The 21,678-nt window shown below is 52.6% G+C and carries 21 protein-coding genes and 1 riboswitch; of the genes, 11 read left to right on the forward strand and 10 right to left on the reverse strand.

Annotation, left to right across the window (positions count from 1 at the left end; all coding sequences use genetic code 11):
* Window positions 1-12: 12 nt before the first annotated feature.
* Together OGV93_RS10990 and OGV93_RS10995 are read right to left on the reverse strand one after the other, a co-directional pair.
* Window positions 13-1,248 (reverse strand): multifunctional CCA addition/repair protein, encoded by a 1,236-nt coding sequence (locus OGV93_RS10990; RefSeq protein ID WP_101700285.1) that lies wholly within the window; start codon window positions 1,246-1,248, stop codon window positions 13-15.
* Between the two features lie 61 nt (window positions 1,249-1,309).
* On the reverse strand, window positions 1,310-1,930 hold the full coding sequence (locus OGV93_RS10995; protein ID WP_016154533.1) for a TIGR04211 family SH3 domain-containing protein: 621 nt from the start codon (window positions 1,928-1,930) through the stop codon (window positions 1,310-1,312).
* A 241-nt stretch (window positions 1,931-2,171) separates the two neighbouring features.
* On the opposite strand from OGV93_RS10995, the gene OGV93_RS11000 reads away from it, so the two are divergent.
* The 4 genes from OGV93_RS11000 (at window position 2,172) to glgS (ending at window position 8,447) form a co-directional block, all read left to right on the forward strand.
* Complete coding sequence (locus OGV93_RS11000; protein WP_287109571.1) at window positions 2,172-3,473, forward strand: CYTH domain-containing protein; 1,302 nt, start codon at window positions 2,172-2,174, stop codon at window positions 3,471-3,473.
* Window positions 3,474-3,598: 125 nt separating this feature from the next.
* Window positions 3,599-6,439 (forward strand): bifunctional [glutamate--ammonia ligase]-adenylyl-L-tyrosine phosphorylase/[glutamate--ammonia-ligase] adenylyltransferase, encoded by a 2,841-nt coding sequence (gene glnE, locus OGV93_RS11005; RefSeq protein ID WP_047414042.1) that lies wholly within the window; start codon window positions 3,599-3,601, stop codon window positions 6,437-6,439.
* A 59-nt stretch (window positions 6,440-6,498) separates the two neighbouring features.
* Window positions 6,499-7,932: a bifunctional D-glycero-beta-D-manno-heptose-7-phosphate kinase/D-glycero-beta-D-manno-heptose 1-phosphate adenylyltransferase HldE gene (gene hldE / locus OGV93_RS11010; RefSeq protein WP_016154530.1), complete on the forward strand. Its 1,434-nt coding sequence runs from the start codon at window positions 6,499-6,501 to the stop codon at window positions 7,930-7,932.
* A 308-nt stretch (window positions 7,933-8,240) separates the two neighbouring features.
* A complete protein-coding gene (gene glgS / locus OGV93_RS11015; RefSeq protein WP_019077704.1) occupies window positions 8,241-8,447 on the forward strand; it encodes a cell surface composition regulator GlgS in 207 nt (68 codons plus the stop codon).
* A 34-nt stretch (window positions 8,448-8,481) separates the two neighbouring features.
* Here the strand turns inward: glgS and ubiK are convergent, their stop codons facing one another.
* Window positions 8,482-8,778: a ubiquinone biosynthesis accessory factor UbiK gene (ubiK, locus tag OGV93_RS11020; RefSeq protein ID WP_003024618.1), complete on the reverse strand. Its 297-nt coding sequence runs from the start codon at window positions 8,776-8,778 to the stop codon at window positions 8,482-8,484.
* 132 nt (window positions 8,779-8,910) lie between these two features.
* Window positions 8,911-9,060: riboswitch (FMN riboswitch) on the forward strand.
* Between the two features lie 106 nt (window positions 9,061-9,166).
* Between ubiK and ribB the strand changes: the two genes are divergently transcribed.
* Window positions 9,167-9,820: a 3,4-dihydroxy-2-butanone-4-phosphate synthase gene (gene ribB, locus OGV93_RS11025; protein WP_016154529.1), complete on the forward strand. Its 654-nt coding sequence runs from the start codon at window positions 9,167-9,169 to the stop codon at window positions 9,818-9,820.
* An 83-nt stretch (window positions 9,821-9,903) separates the two neighbouring features.
* Here the strand turns inward: ribB and dsbI are convergent, their stop codons facing one another.
* The 3 genes from dsbI to assT are packed head-to-tail and all read right to left on the reverse strand — an operon-like array spanning window position 9,904 to window position 13,084.
* Window positions 9,904-10,581, reverse strand: coding sequence for a protein-disulfide oxidoreductase DsbI (gene dsbI / locus OGV93_RS11030; RefSeq protein ID WP_046276262.1), 678 nt, complete (start codon window positions 10,579-10,581; stop codon window positions 9,904-9,906).
* A 14-nt stretch (window positions 10,582-10,595) separates the two neighbouring features.
* Entirely contained in the window at window positions 10,596-11,264 is a 669-nt protein-coding gene (locus OGV93_RS11035) for a thiol:disulfide interchange protein DsbA/DsbL (RefSeq protein ID WP_019077701.1), read from the reverse strand.
* A 23-nt stretch (window positions 11,265-11,287) separates the two neighbouring features.
* The gene (gene assT / locus OGV93_RS11040) at window positions 11,288-13,084 is read right to left on the reverse strand and encodes an arylsulfate sulfotransferase AssT (RefSeq protein WP_047358649.1); all 1,797 of its coding nucleotides are present in this window, start codon (window positions 13,082-13,084) and stop codon (window positions 11,288-11,290) included.
* Window positions 13,085-13,481: 397 nt separating this feature from the next.
* Between assT and OGV93_RS11045 the strand changes: the two genes are divergently transcribed.
* Window positions 13,482-13,658: a hypothetical protein gene (locus tag OGV93_RS11045; RefSeq protein ID WP_016154525.1), complete on the forward strand. Its 177-nt coding sequence runs from the start codon at window positions 13,482-13,484 to the stop codon at window positions 13,656-13,658.
* 65 nt (window positions 13,659-13,723) lie between these two features.
* Here OGV93_RS11045 and zupT read toward each other — a convergent pair whose 3' ends face one another.
* A complete protein-coding gene (gene zupT, locus OGV93_RS11050) occupies window positions 13,724-14,497 on the reverse strand; it encodes a zinc transporter ZupT (protein ID WP_016157488.1) in 774 nt (257 codons plus the stop codon).
* A gap of 147 nt (window positions 14,498-14,644) precedes the next feature.
* Between zupT and ygiD the strand changes: the two genes are divergently transcribed.
* Window positions 14,645-15,433 carry a 4,5-DOPA-extradiol-dioxygenase gene (ygiD, locus tag OGV93_RS11055; protein WP_019077699.1) on the forward strand — a complete coding sequence of 263 codons (789 nt, stop codon included), beginning with the start codon at window positions 14,645-14,647 and terminating at the stop codon, window positions 15,431-15,433.
* Window positions 15,434-15,518: 85 nt separating this feature from the next.
* Here the strand turns inward: ygiD and OGV93_RS11060 are convergent, their stop codons facing one another.
* From OGV93_RS11060 to tolC, 3 genes are all read right to left on the reverse strand, one after another.
* Window positions 15,519-16,679, reverse strand: a complete 1,161-nt coding sequence (locus OGV93_RS11060) for a glutathionylspermidine synthase family protein (RefSeq protein ID WP_019077698.1) — start codon at window positions 16,677-16,679, stop codon at window positions 15,519-15,521.
* Window positions 16,680-16,684: 5 nt separating this feature from the next.
* Window positions 16,685-17,362, reverse strand: coding sequence for a DUF1190 family protein (locus OGV93_RS11065; RefSeq protein ID WP_016154521.1), 678 nt, complete (start codon window positions 17,360-17,362; stop codon window positions 16,685-16,687).
* A 147-nt stretch (window positions 17,363-17,509) separates the two neighbouring features.
* Complete coding sequence (gene tolC, locus OGV93_RS11070) at window positions 17,510-18,988, reverse strand: outer membrane channel protein TolC (protein ID WP_085951078.1); 1,479 nt, start codon at window positions 18,986-18,988, stop codon at window positions 17,510-17,512.
* A gap of 199 nt (window positions 18,989-19,187) precedes the next feature.
* Between tolC and nudF the strand changes: the two genes are divergently transcribed.
* From nudF to yqiA, 4 genes are read left to right on the forward strand one after another with little or no spacing between them, the layout of a single operon-like run.
* Entirely contained in the window at window positions 19,188-19,820 is a 633-nt protein-coding gene (nudF, locus tag OGV93_RS11075) for an ADP-ribose diphosphatase (RefSeq protein ID WP_016154519.1), read from the forward strand.
* Window positions 19,817-20,239: a DUF1249 family protein gene (locus OGV93_RS11080; RefSeq protein WP_003024582.1), complete on the forward strand. Its 423-nt coding sequence runs from the start codon at window positions 19,817-19,819 to the stop codon at window positions 20,237-20,239. The genes nudF and OGV93_RS11080 overlap by 4 nt, the downstream gene beginning before the upstream one ends.
* Window positions 20,240-20,263: 24 nt before the next feature.
* The gene (gene cpdA / locus OGV93_RS11085; protein ID WP_287109572.1) at window positions 20,264-21,091 is read left to right on the forward strand and encodes a 3',5'-cyclic-AMP phosphodiesterase; all 828 of its coding nucleotides are present in this window, start codon (window positions 20,264-20,266) and stop codon (window positions 21,089-21,091) included.
* On the forward strand, window positions 21,091-21,672 hold the full coding sequence (gene yqiA / locus OGV93_RS11090) for an esterase YqiA (RefSeq protein WP_003024575.1): 582 nt from the start codon (window positions 21,091-21,093) through the stop codon (window positions 21,670-21,672). The genes cpdA and yqiA overlap by 1 nt, the downstream gene beginning before the upstream one ends.
* The last annotated feature ends 6 nt before the right edge of the window (window positions 21,673-21,678 follow it).

Below are 21,678 nucleotides of genomic sequence, written 5' to 3' on the forward strand. Positions count from 1 at the left end.
GCAATGCACTGTCTACGCTTTCGGGCAACGTTGTTCTTTCCAGTCGGCCACCGCCGCGATCCGACGCCGGGTCAGTTCCTCGCGAATAGCCTGACCTTTGAATCCCGCCTCAACGACGTCTTTCGTTGGTACCGCCTGCGCAACCTGCCAGGCTTCACGCAACAGCGTGCCTTGCGGATAATCCGCCGCTTCAAAACCGGTTCGCCCACGCACGTCGGCCTCGCTGGTCAGGGCGATTTGCTCCACGCGCTGCGGTTTGCGCCAGGCATCGATGGAATCAAACAGCTTAACGATGGTTTTCGGCTGCAGGATCGGGAAGGTATGAATGAGGTCGTGGAACTCGGCTACCAGTTTGGCTAAATCACGGATGTCATTCGGCACGCGCAGGCGTTGGCACAGTTGCTCGACCAGCTTCACGCCAGCCGGACCGTGACCGTGGTGGCGTGGCCACAGCGCTTTTGGCGTCAATGCCTTGCCAAGATCGTGGCACAGCGTGGCGAAACGCACGTCGACCTCCGGACTTAACATGGCCGCCATCGACAGCGTCATCAGCGTGTGAATACCGGTATCAATTTCCGGGTGCCATTGCGCGGGCGCGGGAACGCCAAACAGAGCATCTACTTCCGGAAACAGGACGTGCAGTGCGCCGCAGTCGCGCAGGACCTGAAAAAATACCTGTGGGTTGCGGGTGGTTAAAGCACCTTCTGTTTCTTTCCACACCCGCTCTGGCGTCAGGTGTTCCAGTTCCCCTGCGGCGTTCATATCGCGCATCAGCGTCATGGTTTCTTCAGCGATACGAAAACCGAGGTGCGCATAGCGGGCAGCAAAGCGCGCCACGCGCAGCACGCGCAATGGATCTTCGCTAAAGGCGGGGGACACATGGCGTAGCAGACGGTTTTCCAGATCGTCGCGTCCGTTATACGGATCGATAATCTCGCCGTCGTCATCGCGGGCCATTGCGTTGATGGTCAGATCGCGACGCTGAAGATCGGCCTCCAGCGTCACATCCGGCGCGGCGTAGCAGGTGAATCCGGTATACCCCGAGCCTGATTTGCGTTCGGTACGCGCCAGCGCATACTCTTCCCGGGTTTGCGGATGCAGAAACACGGGAAAATCGCGCCCTACCTGCTGGTAGCCCGCGTCGAGCATCTCTTGCGGCGTGGCGCCGACAACAACCCAATCTTTATCTTTAATCGGTAGCCCTAATAACGCATCCCGAACAGCACCACCGACCAGATAAATCTTCACGCCACTTTCCTTTTGAAATTATGATCCCTTAATCATATGTCAGTGCGGCGGAGAAGGCGATTCAGTTCATCCAGCGATCTTTGCGTTTACGGCTGGGGATCATGTGTGGCAGAACCAAGCCGAGCAACAAACCAAGACCTAGCACGCCGCCGCCGTACATAAACCACTGCATGATGATGGTGCGCTGTTTGTCATCAAGCTGAAGGTTGGCTGCGCTGACCTTCTTTTGCGCCACGATAAGCTCGTTCCTCAGCTTCTGGTTTTCTTGTTTCAGCCCGTCGATTACGCTGTCGCTTTGCGACACTTTTTGCTGCATATCGGCGGTGCGCTGATTCCACGTGGTGTCGATATTATTGAGCTTATCGGTCAAGGTCTTAACCTGGTTTTCCAGATCGGGAACGCGGGTACGCAGGCTCGGCGTACTGTTCAGCTCTTTCAGTGGGATCCAGGCGGTACGTCCGGTGCTGTCTTTCACCTGGGCGTAGTTAGTGTTGGCATCGGTCTGTAATAGCGTGACTTCCTCGCCGGCGTTAACCGTACCCACGAGGCGATAATTATCTCCCGGACCGCTGCGGACCCAGGTGTTCAGTTCGTCAGAAACATAGCGCTTTTCTTCGGCATGAGAGACTGCAGTGGCGCTAAGTGCGAGTAAAGTTAATCCAATCAGGCGTAATTTTGGCATCAGGCTGTCGTTATTGTCATAGAAAGTGGAACGATAGTAGTGGCATCAGTGTCTCTACGCAAAGCATTCGACATCAATCGGAATCATCTGTGTCCTTTTTGCCACCACTCGAAACTTTTACGCCCGTCAAATTGCTCGTTGCATGGCAATTTGGCGCAAAATACTATCTACTGACCATAAAGAACGAGCTTAGTTCGCAGTCAGTTTTCTCAACTGTGACATAACCCATAAGTACAAGACCATGGCCCAGGAAATCGAATTAAAATTTATCGTCAATAGTGACGCTGTAGATGCGCTACGTGAACGTCTGAATACGCTGGGGGGAGAGCATCATGCGCCCAGCCAGTTGCTGAATATCTACTACGAAACGCCCGATGCGTGGCTGCGTGGTCACGATATGGGGCTGCGTATTCGCGGTGAGAACGGTCATTACGAAATGACCATGAAAATTGCCGGACGAGTGACGGGTGGCCTGCATCAGCGGCCGGAGTTTAACGTTGCGCTGAACGCGCCAGAGTTGGATCTCTCCCTGTTCCCAACGGAAGTCTGGCCTGATGGCAAACTGCCCGCTGAACTTGCCTCTCAGGTACAGCCGCTCTTCAGCACCGATTTTTACCGTGAGAAATGGCACCTTGATATCGACGGTAGCCGCATTGAAATGGCCCTCGATCTCGGGGAAGTGAAAGCGGGCGAGTTGGCTGAACCTATCTGTGAGCTTGAACTGGAGCTGTTAAGCGGCGATACCCGTGCGGTATTGAAGCTGGCAAACCAGCTGGTATCGCAAACCGGTTTACGCCAGGGCAGCCTGAGTAAAGCGGCGCGCGGCTATCATCTGGCTCAGGGGAATGCACCGCGTGAACTCAAACCGACGCGCATTTTGAAGGTTCCGGCAAAAGCAAGTATTGAGCAAGGGCTGGAAGCGGCGCTGGAGCTGGCATTATCACAGTGGCAGTACCATGAAGAGCTGTGGGTGCGCGGCGTCAAAGGGGCGAAAGCCGAGGTGCTGGCTGCGATGGACCTGGTGCGTCACATTCTGATGCTGTTTGGCGGTAATGTGCCACGAAAAGCGAGTGCTCACTTACGTGATTTGCTAACCCAGTCGGAAGCGATCATTGCGTCTGACGTTTCTGCCGTTTCCGCGGTTTACAGCACGCAAACGGCGATGGCCAAGCTGGCGCTGACCGAATGGCTGGTGACCAAAGGGTGGCAGCCGTTCCTTGATGCGAAGGCGCAGGGTAAAATAGCCGACTCCTTTAAGCGTTTCTCAGATACCCATCTCTCGCGCCATGCCGCTGAACTGAAAACAGCTTTTGCTCAGCCGCTGGGCGATCAGTACGCCGATCAACTTCCGCGCCTGACGCGCAATATTGATAGCATGCTGATGCTGGCGGGATACTACGACGAAAAGGTCGCATCGGAATGGATCGCCACCTGGCAGGGTTTACGTCACGCCATTGCGGCCAACCAATACATTGAAATTGAACACTTCCGCAACGAGGCGATAGCTTTGGAACCGTTCTGGCTGCACAGCGGAAAACGATAATCAGGGTGAGGCCGGGATGCCTGATGGCGCTGCGCTTATCAGGCCTACGCGATGGGCGGAAGCGTCATGTAGGCTGGATAAGGCAACATGCCGCTGCCCGGTACTATTCAAAGGATAATCCATAAATGAAGCAGCTCTCTTCACCGTTACAGCATTACTGGCCGACCGTTGTTGAGCGGCTGCCAGCAGCAATATCTGAGTCCTCGCTTAGCATTCAGGCGAAGTCAGTGCTTACATTCAGTGATTTTTTTCGCGACAGCATTATTGCCCATCCCGAATGGCTGGTCGAACTGGAAAGCACGCCACCCGAGGCGGATGAATGGCAACACTATGCTGATTGGTTACAGCAAGCATTGGTCGACGTTAGCGACGAAAACACGCTGATGCGTGAGCTGCGCCTGTTTCGCCGTCGCATCATGGTGCGTATCGCCTGGGCGCAGACGCTGTCGCTGGTGACGGAAGAGAGTATCTTGCAGCAGCTAAGCCATTTGGCTGAAACGCTGATCGTCGCCGCGCGTGACTGGTTATACGCCGCCTGCTGTCGTGAATGGGGTACGCCCTGTAATCCACAAGGTGTTGCGCAACCGCTGCTGATTTTAGGTATGGGGAAACTGGGCGGCGGCGAACTGAATTTTTCCTCTGATATCGATCTGATTTTTGCCTGGCCGGAGCACGGTAGTACGCAGGGCGGACGTCGCGAGCTGGATAACGCGCAGTTCTTTACCCGTATGGGCCAGCGGCTCATCAAAGTGCTGGATCAGCCCACAATGGATGGATTTGTCTATCGGGTAGATATGCGTTTACGCCCGTTTGGCGACAGCGGCCCGCTGGTGCTGAGCTTCTCCGCGCTGGAGGATTATTACCAGGAACAAGGGCGCGACTGGGAACGCTATGCGATGGTCAAGGCCCGCATTATGGGCGATTGCGACGGTACCTACGTCAGTGAGCTTCGCGCTATGCTGCGGCCTTTTGTTTTCCGCCGCTATATTGATTTCAGTGTGATCCAGTCTCTGCGTAACATGAAAGGAATGATTGCCCGCGAAGTGCGCCGCCGTGGTCTGAAAGACAACATTAAGTTGGGCGCGGGCGGTATTCGTGAAATCGAATTTATCGTGCAGGTATTCCAGCTTATTCGCGGTGGGCGCGAGCCGTCATTGCAATCCCGCTCGCTGTTACCCACGCTCAGCGCCATCAATGCGTTGCACCTGCTGTCAGACACCGACGCGGAACAACTGCGTGCAGCCTATCTCTATTTACGTCGTCTGGAGAACCTGCTGCAAAGTATCAATGATGAGCAGACCCAGACGTTGCCAGGCGATGAACTGAACCGCGCGCGGCTGGCGTGGGGGATGAACGTCGATGACTGGCAGCAGCTAACCGATGTGCTGGCCAGTCATATGGACAACGTGCGCCGGGTGTTTAACGAGTTGATTGGCGATGACGAAGCAGAAACCCAGGAAGAGTCGCTCTCAGAACAGTGGCGTGAACTGTGGCAGGACGCATTACAGGAAGATGACACCACGCCGGTGCTGACGCATCTGGCGGATGACGATCGCCGGCGCGTGCTGTCTCTGATTGCCGATTTTCGCAAAGAGCTGGATAAACGCACCATTGGCCCACGCGGACGCCAGGTGCTGGATCACTTAATGCCGCATCTGCTGAGCGATGTCTGTTCGCGTGACGACGCCTCAGTCCCACTGTCGCGCATCACACCGCTGCTGGTAGGCATTGTGACCCGTACGACCTATCTGGAGCTGCTGAGCGAATTCCCCGGAGCGCTTAAGCATCTGATTTCGTTATGTGCCGCTTCGCCGATGATCGCCAGCCAGCTGGCGCGGTATCCGCTGTTGCTCGATGAACTGCTGGATCCGAACACCCTGTATCAACCCACCGCGACGGATGCCTACCGTGATGAACTGCGCCAGTATTTGCTGCGCGTACCGGAAGATGACGAAGAGCAGCAGTTGGAAGCGCTGCGTCAGTTTAAGCAAACGCAGTTGCTGCGCATTGCCGCGGCAGATATCGCTGGTACGCTGCCGGTGATGAAGGTGAGCGACCACTTAACCTGGCTGGCGGAAGCTATTATTGATGCGGTAGTCCAGCAGGCGTGGATGCAGATGGTCGCTCGCTACGGGCAACCCACTCATCTTGACGGGCGCGAGGGGCGCGGTTTTGCCGTCGTCGGGTATGGCAAACTGGGCGGCTGGGAGCTGGGCTACAGTTCGGATCTTGATTTGATCTTCCTGCATGACTGTCCTATGGACGTGATGACGGATGGTGAGCGTGAGATTGACGGGCGACAGTTCTATTTGCGTCTGTCGCAGCGCATTATGCACCTTTTCAGCACCCGCACCTCATCCGGTATTTTGTATGAAGTGGATGCGCGGTTGCGCCCGTCCGGCGCGGCGGGAATGCTGGTGACATCAACCGAGGCTTTCGCTGATTACCAGCGCAACGAAGCCTGGACGTGGGAGCATCAAGCGCTGGTGCGCGCTCGAGTGGTGTACGGCGACCCACGGTTGACCTCTCAGTTTGATGCGATTCGTCGCGATATCATGACCCTCGTCCGCGATGCGAAAACCTTGCAGACCGATGTGCGCGAAATGCGTGAGAAAATGCGGGCCCATTTGGGCAATAAGCATCGCGATCGTTTTGATATCAAAGCGGATGAAGGCGGCATCACCGACATTGAGTTTATTACGCAATACTTGGTGCTGCGCTATGCGCATGAAAAACCGAAGCTGACGCGCTGGTCGGATAACGTGCGCATTCTGGAGTTACTGGCGCAAAACGACATTATGGATGAGCAGGAAGCGCTGGCGCTTACCCGTGCTTATACGACGCTGCGCGATGAACTTCATCATCTTGCATTGCAGGAACTTCCGGGCCATGTGGCGCCGGAGCACTTCGACGCTGAACGTACGCTGGTGCGTGACAGCTGGCAGAAGTGGCTGGTTGCCGAGTGAAGTGTGCTATTATCGCGCGCAAATTTTAAGACCCTCAGAGAATCTCTCAGGAGACAGGAATGAAAGTAACGCTGCCAGAGTTTGAACGTGCAGGAGTCATGGTTGTCGGTGATGTGATGCTAGATCGCTACTGGTACGGTCCTACCAGCCGTATTTCACCTGAAGCGCCGGTTCCGGTGGTGAAGGTTGATACCATTGAAGAACGTCCCGGTGGCGCAGCAAACGTGGCGATGAACATTGCCTCTCTGGGAGCGAATTCGCGTCTGGTCGGCCTGACTGGGATTGACGACGCGGCGCGTGCGCTGAGCAAAACGCTGGCGGATGTGAACGTAAAATGTGACTTCGTTTCTGTGCCAACTCATCCGACGATCACCAAACTGCGTGTGCTTTCCCGCAACCAGCAACTGATTCGCCTGGATTTCGAAGAAGGTTTTGAAGGCGTGGATCCGCAGCCGCTGCATGAGCGTATTAACCAGGCTCTGGGCTCCATTGGCGCTTTGGTGCTCTCCGATTACGCCAAAGGCGCACTGGCAAGCGTGCAGCAGATGATTGCTCTGGCGCGTAAGGCTGGGGTGCCGGTGCTTATCGATCCGAAAGGGACCGATTTTGAACGCTATCGTGGCGCAACGCTGCTGACGCCGAATTTGTCTGAATTTGAAGCGGTGGCCGGTAAGTGCAAAAGCGAAGATGAACTGGTTGAGCGCGGCATGAAAGTGATTGCAGATTTCGACCTTTCCGCGCTGCTGATCACGCGTTCCGAACAGGGTATGACGCTGCTGCAACCGGGCAAATCGCCACTGCATATGCCGACGCAGGCGCAGGAAGTGTATGACGTGACGGGGGCGGGCGATACGGTGATCGGCGTGCTGGCTGCGACGCTGGCGGCGGGGAACACTCTGGAAGAGGCGTGCTATTTTGCTAATGCCGCAGCGGGTGTTGTCGTCGGTAAACTGGGGACTTCCACCGTTTCCCCGATTGAACTGGAAAACGCCGTGCGCGGTCGGGCCGACACTGGCTTTGGCGTGATGAGCGAGTCTGAGCTGAAACAGGCCGTAGCCAGCGCCCGCAAGCGCGGTGAGAAAGTGGTGATGACCAACGGCGTGTTCGACATCCTACATGCGGGCCACGTTTCCTATCTGGCGAATGCGCGCAAGCTGGGCGATCGTCTGATCGTGGCGGTAAACAGCGATGCTTCGACCAAACGTCTGAAAGGCGAAACGCGTCCGGTCAACCCGCTGGAACAGCGCATGATCGTGCTGGGCGCGCTGGAAGCCGTCGACTGGGTGGTCTCTTTTGAAGAAGACACACCACAGCGTCTGATTGCCGGCATCCTGCCGGATCTGCTGGTAAAAGGCGGCGACTATAAGCCGGAAGATATTGCGGGCAGCAAAGAAGTGTGGGCGAACGGCGGAGAAGTGCTGGTGCTGAACTTTGAAGATGGCTGCTCAACGACCAATATCATCAAGAAGATCCAAAAAGACAGCGATAAATAACAAATGCTGGAAACGTATCGAACTTTTGGATTCGATACGTTTCTTGCTATTGATGCTGCTGTTTTCTTCAACCCAGAGTAAAGGAATAAGGGGAGAAGGGCTTTCTCCCCCCCGATTTACTTTTACATGACGTCACAATAAGCGTGCGTCACGCTGACCTTAAATCCGACCCCTCTTAGATTTCGTGGGAAACTGTGAACCAGCGCAGTGCTTTTGCGCACAATATGTACAGAATAACTTCGCATCCAGGGAAATACTGAAATTAGAAAAAGCATATGGCCTTAACAGATATTCAATAACTGGAGGGTATGCTCATGAACAGCAATATGTATTCAATGAACAATTTCGATTTCCTGGCCCGTAGTTTTGCCAGGATGCAAGCTGAGGGCCATCCCGTAGATATCCAGGCGATAACTGGGAATATGGATGAAGAACATCGTAGCTGGTTTTGCAAACGCTATGCGCTGTACTGCCAGCAGGCGACGGAGGCCAGGAAGCTAGAACTGGAACACTAACAGAAAAAACGGGCCTTGCGGCCCGTTGTCGTTTTTACTCTTGCGGATCGACTGACGGGATCGCGGGAGCAGGTTTAACTTCTGCCGTTTTTTCACGCGATTCCAGCTCAGTCAGACGTTGCTCAAGTAGCGCCAGCTTTTCACGGGTACGCAGCAAAACCTGAGTCTGTACATCAAACTCTTCACGGCTTACCAGATCCAGACGGGTCAGCTGTGACTGCAGCGTTTGACGAATTTTCTTCTCGACGTCTTCGCCAAACTCGCGGATCCCTTTCGGCATCGACTCGTGAACCTGACGAGCAATCTGCTCAATTTTTTTCGGGTCAATCATTGTGGTTTCCCTGAACTGGTACGTGTTGTTGCCTATTGTAGTGCGAACTGGCACAGGCATAAACCAGAATTGTGTGAAGCTAAGACGAGCAAAGGCGTTGATGAAGGTAATCAATAGCGTTATAGTTAACCCGCTTATTCTCAGGGCGGGGCGAAATTCCCCACCGGCGGTAAATCAACTCAGGTTGAAAGCCCGCGAGCGCTTTGGGTGCAAACTCAAAGGTCAGCAGATCCGGTGTAATTCCGGGGCCGACGGTTAGAGTCCGGATGGGAGAGAGTAACGATCCAGTCGGGCATGGACCCGCTCACGTTATTTTTTTGCCGCTTAGACGGTACTCCTAAGACTGCCCTGATTCTGGTAACCATAATTTTAGTGAGGTTTTTTTACCATGAATCAGACGCTACTTTCCTCTTTTGGTACGCCTTTCGAACGTGTTGAACTTGCGCTGTCTGCGCTGCGTGAAGGACGCGGTGTGATGGTGCTTGACGACGAAGATCGTGAAAACGAAGGCGATATGATTTTCCCGGCAGAAACCATGACTGTTGAACAGATGGCTCTGACCATCCGTCACGGCAGCGGTATTGTATGCCTGTGCATCACTGAAGACCGACGCAAACAGCTCGATCTGCCAATGATGGTGGAAAATAACACCAGCGCTTACGGTACCGGTTTTACCGTGACCATTGAAGCCGCAGAAGGCGTGACTACCGGCGTTTCCGCTGCGGACCGTGTTACTACGGTGCGTGCGGCAATTCAGGATGGCGCTAAACCTTCCGATCTTAACCGTCCGGGGCACGTTTTCCCGCTGCGTGCTCAGGCAGGTGGCGTGTTGACCCGCGGTGGTCACACTGAAGCAACCATCGACCTGATGACGCTGGCAGGGTTTAAACCGGCAGGCGTGCTGTGCGAACTGACCAATGACGATGGCACCATGGCGCGTGCGCCAGAATGTATCGAATTTGCCGGCAAGCATAATATGGCGGTAGTTACTATCGAAGACCTGGTGGCTTACCGTCAGGCGCATGAGCGCAAAGCCAGCTAATCGCAAATTACCACGTTAGTCGCGGTAAGCATAAAAAACCGAAGCCATCTTCCAGGCTTCGGTTTTTTTGTTTCTTGCTCCGATTATTTGGTTCTCACCCGCTTTAATGCCCATGCGCCGCTCATAATGACGAGCAACAGTAAGCACAAACTAAAGGCCAACAAACAGGCCTGCGCCATGTTCATAAAATGCCAAGGCGGGATCAGATACCAGCCTTCTGACTGCTGGTACAGATCGACAAACCACTTTTGCGTACTGCTGAGCGCCACGCCGTCGGGAACGATGGGAGCGTCATAGCCGCAATCTCCTGTGGGTTTAAACCACTCCGGTGCCCAGTTGGCCAGAGGCAAATTAAAAGGGAATGTCGGATCGGTGGAGCATCCCTGTACGCCAAACAGCGAATCCGGGTCCGGGTTATGTACAGCATAATGAATGCCGTTAAGTTTGATGGAGAACTTAATGCCCAGGATGCTGCCGTAAAATGCCGCGATACAACCGATGAGCTTCAGAACAACATTTTTGGGGTTGATTGCCGCAATCAATCCGCCAAAAACCATCACCAGCATGGCAAAGCGAATGTAGACACATTGTTCGCAGGGGGCCATGTAGAGATAGATTTGGAAGAACGAATGCGCCAGAATAATCAATCCACCCATTGCGCAAGCCATCAACAGCCACAGAAAGCGCTGTTCCTGCCATCTCACCAGGGTATCAACCGGTGTATTACATAAGTCTCGCCACGATCCTTTTATGAAAGCCATAGCCGGGTCCCTGTTTATTTTTTCGCGAGCTCTCTGACAAGCTCAGCCATGGAATCAATAGATTTGATATTTTTGGTGTAGATCAGGTATTTACCATTGACGACGTAAGCCGGAACGCCCTGGATTTTGGCGACATCATATGCTGCTTTCCATTTCTCCAGCGTTTGCTGGACGGCTGGATCCTTCAATGCCGCGTCAAAATCAGCCTGGCTCATGCCCGCTGCATCCAACCCTGTTTTGATGAATGAAGCGGGATCTTTACCCTCTGACCAGCGCTCTTTCTTATCGTGGTAGGCGGCGTAATAAGCGAACTTGGCTTTTTTAAACTGTGATTTGGCGTCAAACAATGAAATACCTGCAGCCATGTCCCTGGCAATCATTACGGCAAAGATTTCGCTGGCCTGTTTACCGTATTCCCCTTTGGTTTCCAGATGAAACGGAGTGAAAGTAACGACATCGGCGACTTTGTCTGACACGGGCCCTGTCACGGCTTTATCATATTTGTAGCAAAATGGGCAGGCGTAACTGAATACTTTGATCAACGTCTTATCGGCGTTGGGAATTGGTTTTTCCAGAACCATATAATCAGTGCCTTCAGTAAACGCTGATGCTGCAAACGGTGAGGCAAGCGCGGCGGTTAATACCACGCTTTTAAATAATGAAGTGATCCATTTAGATGACATAATTAATCCTTAATCTAATGTAATTATTTAAACATTTGGCGTGGATGAACCAGCAATGCACGGTAGTGAGTTTGATTTGGCTTATCGGACAGGACATTAATTTCGACTTTGACTTCTTTTGTTTTGTAGTCAATTTCGTTGATTTTGCCGATGGTTGGCTGTCCAACGTCAAATAAATTAATCGAACCACCAAAGCCAAACATGGTGTCGCGATCTTTTTGATATTCGATAACCGAGGTGATAGGGCTATAAAAATCATAACCGCGCTCTTTTCCGTACTCCCAAATTTGCTGGACGGTCCCTTTTTTCTCGTCAATTTTATATTCTACGAAACGGGAGTATTTCATTGTTGGTAACGCCGGTTGTTCGAGTCCACGGCCATCGCCGTTGTCAAAAATGGTAAGCGTTCCTTTGCTGGAGAGCCATGCGGTGTGTTGAGTGTAGGTAAAATCGAAATCGGTATTCTCGCACTTGCCATTTTCATCACATTTCAGTGCGTTGCCTTTATCATCAACCGGTTTTAACAGCTTGCTTGCCAGCGCCTTATTCCAGCCTTTAGACGGTGCAAGGATCCACTTAACCTGTTTATCGCGACCGATTTTGACAACCCCTTGATGGCGGGAAGAGATAATGATGGCGTCGTCTTTGGCGTCAAAGGCGATGGAGTTAACGTGCGCCCAGTTACGACCCGCACCCACGCCGAGGGCATCACCGTAGGGGGTATCTGGCTCCAGTTTTGCCTGCTGGCCGGCATGAGCGAGGTCCACGTTGACGCATACCGCGCCCGCATCCAACGCACCCAGCAGTGCATCACGCATCGGATCGAGAATTTTTGTCAGATCCCACACGTCAACAACACGACCGGATTTGTCGACTTCAATAATCTGGTCGCGGATAGTTTGTACGTGAATGCCATCTTCCTTACGATAATCACGTTTACCCACGCGAAGCAGTACGGTGCCGTTCACCGTTTCGACGGACTCATGCGATGCGTCGAGGAATCCGCGCGGCAGCTTATGGTCGGCCAGAATCTGGCCCATCATATCGAACTCATACCAGTGCTGGCCCTGTACGGCGGTGAAGGTGCCGCGCGGTGTCTCCCGTATCCCCATCAGGTAACCGCGCTTGTTGATATCCATGTCATGACCGTCATAGAAAGTGTCCTGATCCAGCCACCAACGATATTCGCCTTCCGTATCAACGACAAAGGTAAAGGGTGCGATATCAAAGGGTAATGCGCCACCGGCCGGACCTGCATCCAGGATACCGGCATTTTTATCTTTTTCACCATGCCAGTGGAATTCTGCGCCCTGCGCGGTAAAGGTGTGGGTATTCACCAGATAGAGACGGTCTTCAAAGCCAGGTGCGACCTTAATAACGTTTGTTTGCTGTAAATCGGAAATAGAACGGTTATCCATGTAGTGATTAACGATGGCAGATGTTTGCACCACGTAATCTTCCTTGATGGCCTTGCCATTTTCTTTATATTCAACAGTGACCTTATTAGCGAACTTTTGATAAAGGCCAAAAATAGGAACCCCATCGTAGGTGGCGAGGGATTCTTTGCCGACGGCATAGGTAATTGGGACTCCTTTTTCACCTTTACCATGAACGGTAACTTTAACATCCGAAATAACGTGACTATCTAATTCAACCAGTGCGGTAAGAGGGGCGTTTCCGTATGGGTCAACGATTATCGCACCCAATTTTCCTGCGGGCTGGGCTGGTTGGAAACCAGCGGCAAATGAATTACCTGCGACAAAGCCAAACGTCAGTGCAAGCGTTCCGGCTAGAAGTGTTTTTCGGTACTGTGTAAACATGGATATATCTCCTTATATTATCTTTAGATATAACAGTGCTGAATATATTATGTTTTTACGATGTGAATATAATAAAAAATGGTATTGCCGATGCTACTTTTATGGTGAATATATTAATATTGATGAGGTGTATTATTTTGCAGGCGCTAATTTTTATTATTTTTTGGATGGTATGAGTGCGTTATTTTAAGGGCAATATTTATTATTGCGCAGTGTGATCTTGTCGACATTGTTTTATTTTTTATAACGGTGTTAACTATTTGCATAGCTGCTGGTTTATATGATCGAAATCATATATTTGTTTCTGGAATATGCCACTATAGGAGTATGTCAGAATAAGGTTGTGTAAAATTTTAACGTTAAATGTTTAATGATGTTAAATTTTAAGGGTAAAAGAATGTTTATCGCCTGGTACTGGATTGTATTAATTGCACTCGTTGCAGTTGGTTATTATTGCCATATGAAGCGTTATTGTCGGGCATTTCGGCAAGACCGGGATGCATTACTCGAGGCGCGAAACAAACTCTTTCGTCGTTCTGGCGAAGATAACAGCGCGGTTAAGGAACAGGAATAGTCCTTCACGTTCTGCTATGGATGAGCGGATGCTGTAAATTAGCAGGGTGGCATCCGCCCTCTGAATTAGCCGATCCCCATGGACTGGAGGATGACAAGACTTAACCCCATCACCGACATTCCACAAAGTACCCCATAGCTGGGATTATTATTCGGGTCGATCTCTTTTGCCAACGGCATTAGCTCATCGACGGACAGCGCCACCATAATTCCTGCGACTGCTGCCATTATTGCCGCCATCACCACCGGCGAGATCAGGCTCCCCAGAATTAACCACGCCAGTACGCCACCCAGGATTTCCGCCATGCCCGAGATCCCGGCCCAGAATATCGCCGTCCGTTTGGAGCCCGTGGCTGCATAGACTGGACCCGCAACGGCTAATCCTTCAGGAATATTGTGTAATGCGACGGCAAGGGCAATACCAAAGCCTAGCTCGAGGTTGCTGCTGGCGGTAACAAACGTCGCTATCCCTTCCGGGAAGTTGTGCAGGCTAATGCCGAGCGTTAATAAAATCGCGGTACGTTTAATGGAGCCGGGCAGAGGCCGCGTGGTTTTCTGTACCAGATCCTGAGGGTGCGCGTGCGGCAATAGGCGGTCCAGGCCAAAGTATCCCAGTAAGCCAACGATAAACATTCCGTAGCCCAATACCGGCGACATACCTTCAGCAGCCAGTGCGGCTGGGAGCATCTCCATCAGTGAGATCAGTAACATAATCCCTGCGGCGAAGCCTAACGAAAAGGCGAGCACGCGGTTGGAGGGTTTTTGCCCTAACACGCCGAGAAATGCGCCGATAAACGTGGCGGCGCCTGCCAGTAAAGTCAGAAGTAAAGGTACTGACATCGACAAATAAAACTCCTTATCAATCTGCTGTCCGGGTCGGATCGTCAAAATAACTGATGATCTTCATCATGGTTATCTGAGTTCTTCATCAGCCGAATAAGCGTATTGTGGTGGTATCAAAATGACTCCCTCAGTAAGGATATCATCATGTCTTCAACTCGTATGCCAGCATTGTTTTTGGGTCACGGTAGCCCGATGAATGTTCTGGAAGATAACGTTTATACCCGCGCCTGGCAGCAACTGGGGGAAACGTTGCCGCGCCCGAAAGCTATTGTGGTGGTCTCGGCGCATTGGTTCACTCGTGGCACGGGCGTGACGGCGATGGAAGCGCCTAAAACAATCCACGATTTTGGCGGTTTTCCACAGGCGCTGTATGACACCCATTACCCGGCTCCTGGATCACCGGAACTGGCGCAGCATCTGGTTGACTTGCTGGCCCCGGTGCCCGTTACCTTAGACAAAGAGGCGTGGGGTTTTGACCACGGTTCATGGGGCGTGCTGATCAAGATGTACCCGCATGCGGATATTCCGATGGTGCAGCTGAGCATTGACAGTACCAAACCTGCGGCCTGGCATTTTGAAATTGGCCGCAAGCTGGCGGCACTGCGTGATGAGGGCATTATGCTGGTAGCCAGCGGTAACGTGGTGCATAACCTGCGCACTGCGCGTTGGCACGGTGAGAACACGCCATATCCGTGGGCGACCTCATTCAACGATTATGTTAAAGCAAACCTGACATGGCAGGGACCGGTTGAACAGCACCCGCTGGTGAACTATCTCGATCATGAAGGGGGATCGTTATCGAACCCGACACCGGATCACTATCTGCCGCTGCTGTATGTATTAGGTGCCTGGGATGGCAAAGAGCCGGTGATTATTCCTGTTGACGGGATTGAGATGGGAAGTTTGAGTATGTTGTCGGTGCAGGTCGGATGATAAATGCCCGATGGCGCTGCGCTTATCGAGCCTACAGTTCGTGCTGTAGGCCGGGTAAGACGCAGCTACCACCCGGCACTCTCAGTCATTCGACAAAAATATGCGGATAGAAACGCGAGAGGTCCTGCGTGATCAACGCGCGGTCTTCGCGAATGCCAATGCCAGCTGGTTGATCGTTGATTAGCCAGCTGCCGATCAACATATAGCTGTCGCCAAACTTCGGTAGCTGATGGAACTGCTGCACGATCATACCTTCTTCGCCGTACGGCCCTTCCACTGCTTCGATCGTTTTACCGTTTTCGATAATGGAAACGTTCGCGCCTTCACGCGAGAAGATCGGCTTTACGACGAATTTATCCATCTGAGGATAGTCATCTTCGGCGAAATACGCAGGCAGCAGATTCGGATGATCCGGGAACATTTCCCACAACAGCGGTAATAACGCTTTGTTAGAGATAATGCTCTTCCAGGCTGGTTCCAGCCAGCGAACGCCAGCGTCTTCCAGCTTAGTGGAGAACATTTCGCGCAGCATGAATTCCCACGGATAGAGCTTGAACAGGTTAGCTATGACCTGATCTTGCATATCCGTGAACTGACCCTTTTCACCAAGACCAATATCTTCGACATAGAGGAATTCAGTGGCGATTTCAGCTTCGGCAGCGCAATCCTGCAGATACTGGATCGTTCCGCGATCTTCCACCGTATCGCGACAACAGGTCAGATGTAGCAACTGAAAACCATACTGCTCACGCAGCTCGGCGAAACGCTCGATCAGCTTTTCCTGCAGACTGTTGAATTGATCGCTGCCTTCCGGCAGGTTGCCTGCATTGAGTTGGTCCTCCAGCCAGATCCACTGGAAAAACGCAGCTTCGTACAGAGAGGTTGGCGTATCGGCGTTGTTTTCTAACAGCTTAGGCTCGCCCGTGCCGTCCCACGCCAGATCGAGACGCGAATAGAGCGACGGCTGCTGTGTCAGCCAGGACTGGCGGACAAAGCCCCAGGTATGCTTCGGAATGCGAAACTTGGTCATCAGCTCATCGCTGGCGATGACCCTTTCCACCACTTTGAGACACATTTGATGCAGCTCTGCGGTGACCTCTTCCAGCTTTTCGACCTGAGCAAGCGTGAGCTTATAATACGCATCCTCACACCAGTACGGCTCGCCGTACATAGTGTGAAAGTTGAAACCGTATTCGGTGGCTTTATCGCGCCAGTCCGGGCGCTCAACAATACTGACTCTTTCCATGACGATCAGCCGCCCATTGAACGAGTGGTAGTACCGCTTGCGCTACGCTGCATGGTGCTCTGTTTAGCCACAGATTCGCCAAATCCACCGCGGGTTACGGTAGAGGTGGTAGCCGGTTTCGGCGCCATGGCGGTTTTCGGTACGGTCATGGTGCGACCTGGCGTTGCGGCGCCGTAGTTTTTACCGCCGGCATCCGTATATTTGCCGTATGCCGGGCTGGCCGGATTTTTCGAGCTGAACAGCGGCTGCTGAGCGCCCATACCGCCACCCATCATGCGGCCCATCATATAGCCTGCCATCAGCGGCATCCAGAAGCTGCCGCTGCTTTGATTCTGCGCCTGAGCCTGGCCTTCACCGGTCGGCGCCATGCCCGCTTGTGCAGGTGCCTGTTGGCACTGGCCTTCGCCGAATTCAGCGATACAGTCTTCGCGAGTGGCGTATTTTGGCGCGGTGCGTTCAGCTTCTTTCAGCGCATTGTTAAACGCGGTGGTACATTCGGCGCTTTTACCCGGATTAGCTGCAGAGCAGTCGTCTGCGTTCTGATAAAGCGAAACCGTTTCGTCACTCTTTTCACAGCCCGCGAGCATAAAAACAGCGGTAACTGCCAGAGCGACAGGAGTCAGGTGGCGCGCGCTCCAGCTTTTGCGGAACGAGGCGTGATGTATAGATTTTGTCCGTTTCATTTATGTCTTCCAGGACCCAGTGGTAACTCTGCTCAGAATAGAGGATGACTGGTCGAAATTGAAGCGGGAAGAGGCGAGAATGCGGAAGAAGGGGCGGATCTTTACGTTGCCTTACGTTCAGACGGGGCCGAAGCCCCGTCATCAGCATCAGTTACGGAACGGGTTGTTACCGTTGCTGCTGGTTGAACGTGCAGCCGTTGGTTGAGCCGCAGGCATATTGCCGTTGCTGTTAAAGTCATTCACAGCGGCATCTTGCTGCGGATTTTGCGGCGCTACGTTATCCGGAGACGTCGGGATCGGTTTACCCAGCGTATTGTTCAGCGCCACCAGATCCTGCTCGTTCAGCGTACCGAGCGCAGATTTGACGTTAAGCTGGTTGATAAGATAGGTATAACGCGCATTCGCCAGTTGCTGCTTGGCGTTGTACAGCGTGGTGGTGGCATCCAACACATCCACGATGGTACGGGTACCTACGGAATAGCCTGCTTCCATCGCATCTAAAGAGCTTTGGGCAGAGACAACCGCTTGTTTGTACGCGTTAATGCTACTGATAGAAGCATTAATGTTGTTGAACGAAGAACGCACGGTTTGCACCACGCTGCGGTGCGCGCTTTCCAGTTGTTCGCTCGCACCAACAAAGTTGTACTGCGCTTGTTTCACCTGCGAGTTAACCATCCCGCCCTGGTACAGCGGCAGCGAGAAGTTCAGACCAATTTTGTTCTGGCCCATGTTGCTGTCGTCGTACTGGGAGGTGTTGGTTTTCGACCCGCTGTAGGAGGTGTCAGAAACGCCGGTAGAGGCGGTCAAACCCAGCGTCGGTAAGTGACCATCCTGTGCCAGACGAATCTGTTCACGCGCCAGATCCTGGCTCAAACGCGCCTGCAATAATGAGAGGTTGCGGTTTTCTGCTTCTTTCAGCAGCGCGTTCACCGCCTGCGGTTTGTTGGTTTTAAAGCCATCAACGTTCAGCGAAGCCAGTTCCGGGTAGTAGTTACCGGTCACCTGGCGCAGCTGTTCTACCGCGTTGTCGAGATTGTTACGCGCGGTAACTTCGTTCGCCAGTACGGTATCGTATTGTGAACGGGCGTTCTGTACGTCAGTGATGGCGACCAGGCCCACGTTAAAACGCTGTGTGGTCTGATCTAACTGACGATAGACCGCATCTTTCTGTGCCTGAGTGTAAGACAGCACGTCAATCGCGTTCAGTACGTTAAAATAAGCGGTAGCGGTATTCAGGATCAGCGTTTGCTGATCGGTCTGATACGTTACGTCCTGGATGCCTGCTGATTTTTCTTGCAGCGTCAGGGCACGCCATTTAGACATGTCGAACAGCGTCTGAGTCAATTGTAATGACGCGCTGGTTGCGTTGGAGTTGACGCCATTTGCATCACGGTAGCCATTGCTGTAGGTGTAATCGGCACCTAAACCTAGTTGCGGCAGTAATGGGCTACGCGCTTCGTTAATTTTTTCGAATGCAGCATCGCGATCGGCGGCGGATTTACGCAATTCCGGGTTGCTCAGGCGTGCTTGCTGATAAACCTGCATCAGGTTTTCTGCCTGGCTCAAAGTAGTGAACCCCGACAGGCTCAGGCCGATAAGGATGGGGAGCAATTTCTTCATTTGCATTCCTTGTTGTGAAGCAGTATTTAGCGCTGATCAAATTGTAAAAATATTTGCTGATTCTAGCAGAATCCGCCACTTCAAAAAGTTGGCGTTACGTGCCATACGGCGTTAATTTGCATCAATTTAACACAAGGGCGTTCAAACATCAGTCAAACGACCTTGAAATTCACATTTTAATCACTATTGGTTTCAGGACAGCACAATGCGTAAACCAGACAACTTGCCAATGACTTTCACTAAAAATGATGTAGAAATTATTGCACGAGAAACGCTATACCGCGGTTTTTTTTCACTGGATCTTTATCGGTTCCGCCATCGCCTGTTTAACGGCGGTATGAGCGGTGAGGTAAAGCGCGAAATTTTTGAGCGCGGACACGCGGCAGTCTTGCTACCCTTTGACCCTGAACGGGACGAAGTGGTTCTGGTCGAGCAGATCCGTATCGCAGCGTTTGATACCAGCGAAAGCCCGTGGCTCCTGGAAATGGTGGCCGGAATGATTGAAGAGGGCGAAACCGTTGAGGATGTGGCTCGTCGTGAAGCGATGGAAGAGGCCGGACTGGAAGTTAAACGTACCAAGCCCGTTCTGAGCTATCTGGCAAGCCCTGGCGGCACCAGTGAGCGCCTGTCTATTTTAGTTGGCGAAGTGGACGCCACGACCGCGAGCGGGATCCACGGTCTGGCTGATGAAAACGAAGATATTCGTGTTCATGTGGTGAGCCGGGAGCAGGCTTATCAATGGGTTGAAGAGGGGAAAATCGACAACGCGGCTTCTGTCATCGCCTTGCAATGGTTACAGCTGCACTATCAAGAGTTAAAAACTGAGTGGAAAAAATGAAGCGTTACACACCTGACTTCCCTGAAATGATGCGCCTGTGCGAAACCAACTATTCGCAATTGCGCCGCCTGCTGCCACGTAATGATGCAGCCGGTGAAACAGTGAGCTATCAGGTCGCAAACGCACAATATCGGTTAACGATCGTTGAATCGACCCGATACACTACGCTTGTCGCGATCGAACAAACGGCACCCGCGGTCACTTACTGGAGCCTGCCGTCATTGACAGTCCGCCTGTATCATGACGCGAGGGTGGCCGAAGTGTGTTCGAGTCAGCAGATCTTTCGCTTCAAAGCGCGGTATGATTATCCAAATAAAAAGTTGCATCAACGCGACGAAAAGCATCAAATTAATCAGTTTCTGGCCGACTGGTTACGGTACTGTTTAGCACATGGAGCGATGGCGATTCCGGTTTATTAGCGTCGTGAAACCTAAGGACACCATTTGGAAAGCCTGTTAACCCTTCCTTTGGCTGGTGAGGCCAGAGTCAGGATCTTACAAATTACAGACACTCACCTGTTTGCCGAAAAGCATGAAACGCTGCTGGGTGTAAACACCTGGGACAGCTATCAATCCGTACTGGATGCAATACATGCAGAGTCGCCTGAATACGATCTGATCGTCGCGACTGGTGATTTGGCGCAGGACCAATCCGCTGCGGCCTATCAGCATTTTGCTGAGGGCATCGCAAGCTTTCGTGCGCCCTGCGTTTGGCTACCGGGCAATCACGATTTTCAGCCGGCAATGTACAGCGCGCTACAGGACGCGGGGATCTCACCCGCTAAACGCGTCTTTATTGGTGAACAGTGGCAAGTCCTGTTGCTGGACAGCCAGGTGTTCGGCGTTCCCCACGGTGAATTAAGCGAATTTCAGCTCGAATGGCTGGAACGTAAACTTGCCGATGCGCCTGAGCGCAATACTTTGCTGCTTCTGCATCATCATCCTCTGCCAGCAGGTTGTAGCTGGCTCGATCAGCATAGCCTGCGTAATGCCGCAGAGCTGGATAACGTGCTGGTGAATTATCCTCGTGCCAAGTATTTGTTGTGTGGGCATATTCATCAGGAACTGGATTTGGACTGGAACGGACGCCGCCTGCTGGCGACGCCGTCGACCTGTGTGCAGTTTAAGCCACACTGTTCCAACTTCACGTTAGATACCATCAGCCCAGGCTGGCGGACGCTGGAGCTTTTTGCTGACGGGACGTTGCAGACGCAGGTACGCCGTCTGCAGGGTAATCGGTTCCACCCTGATACCGCTTCAGAAGGCTACTGATGTCTACGCTTCTTTATCTTCACGGATTTAATAGTTCTCCTCGTTCGGCGAAGGCATGTTTGCTGAAAAACTGGCTGGCGGAGCATCATCCGCACGTTGAGATGATCGTACCCCAGTTGCCACCGTATCCGGCCCAGGCCGCAGAGATGCTGGAATCGATCATTCTCGAACATGGCGGAGAGTCGCTGGGAATTGTCGGTTCCTCGTTGGGAGGCTATTACGCCACCTGGCTGTCGCAATGTTTTATGCTGCCCGCGGTGGTGGTGAACCCTGCTGTCCGACCTTATGAACTGCTGGTCGACTATCTCGGTCAAAACGAGAACCCCTACACGGGGCAGCAATATGTGCTAGAGTCACGCCATATTTACGATCTTAAAGTCATGCAGATTGACCCGCTGGAAGCGCCGGATTTGATCTGGCTGCTTCAACAAACGGGCGATGAAGTGTTGGACTACCGCCAGGCGGTGGCGTATTACGCCTCCTGCCGCCAGACAGTTATTGAGGGCGGAAACCACGCATTCACGGGCTTCGAAGATTATTTCAACCCGATTGTCGATTTCCTTGGACTGCACAGTTTCTGACGATCA

The organism is Citrobacter sp. Cb031 (assembly GCF_030336725.1).
In the GTDB taxonomy this organism is placed as follows: domain Bacteria; phylum Pseudomonadota; class Gammaproteobacteria; order Enterobacterales; family Enterobacteriaceae; genus Citrobacter; species Citrobacter braakii.